The organism is Stenotrophomonas ginsengisoli (assembly GCF_001431485.1).
GTDB lineage: Bacteria > Pseudomonadota > Gammaproteobacteria > Xanthomonadales > Xanthomonadaceae > Stenotrophomonas > Stenotrophomonas ginsengisoli.
The window spans coordinates 1-857 of the sequence record NZ_LDJM01000084.1; the positions used below are offsets into that span (position 1 = coordinate 1).

The 857-nt window shown below is 66.6% G+C and carries 1 protein-coding gene; it reads right to left on the reverse strand.

Annotated elements, in window-relative coordinates:
- Positions 1-172: 172 nt before the first annotated feature.
- Positions 173-857, reverse strand: a 685-nt coding sequence (locus ABB30_RS15420) for a 1-acyl-sn-glycerol-3-phosphate acyltransferase (protein ID WP_211263510.1), incomplete at its 5' end; no start/stop codon positions are given.

Below are 857 nucleotides of genomic sequence, written 5' to 3' on the forward strand. Positions count from 1 at the left end.
GCATAGAGGTGGCCGATGCCGAAGATCTGGAAGAAGGCCGGCAGTACCTCCAGCAGGGCGGCCACACCGGGGTCCTTGAGCGGTTGTACGGTATGGGTTGGCGGGGGCAGTGGGGCGTTCATCGGCAGTCCTTGGCAGGGTGGGGCACCGGCACATCAGGCCGGGGTGGGGGTCAGGCGCGATCGCCGCGCAGGGCGCGCACGGCAGTTTCCAGTTCGCTGGCCGGGGTGGTCGGCGGCAGGGCGGGGGCGGCAATCACCTCGATGCGTGCACGCAGGCGGCGCGGCACGCGCATCCGGCCCAGGCGGGTATCGCGGCGGCTCCACATGCTGGTCCACATCCCGCACAGGGCCATCGGCACCACCGGCACCGGGCGGCGGGCCAGGATCTTCTCCACCCCGCTCTTGAATGGGTTGATTTCACCATCGGCAGTGAGCCGGCCTTCGGGGAAGATCAGCACCAGCTCGCCATTGGCCAAGGCCTCGTCGACGCTGTCGAAGGCGCGCTGCATCAGCGCGGCGTCTTCCTTGGGGCTGGCAATCGGGATCGCCTTGGCGGTGCGGAAGATCCAGTTCATGAAGGGGATGTTGAAGATCTTGTAGTACATGACAAAGCGCACCGGGCGCGGCACCACCGCGGCCAGGATCAGCGCATCCATGTAGCTGACGTGGTTGCACACCAACAGCGCGGCGCCTTCGTCGGGCACATGCTCTTCCACCCCGCGCACGCGCAGCCGGTACAACGTGCGCACCATCAGCCAGCTGGCAAAGCGCATCGCAAACTCGGGCACGATGGAGAAGATCCAGATCGCCACCAGGGCGTTGGCAATGGCCAGGGCCTGTCTCTTATAACCCTCT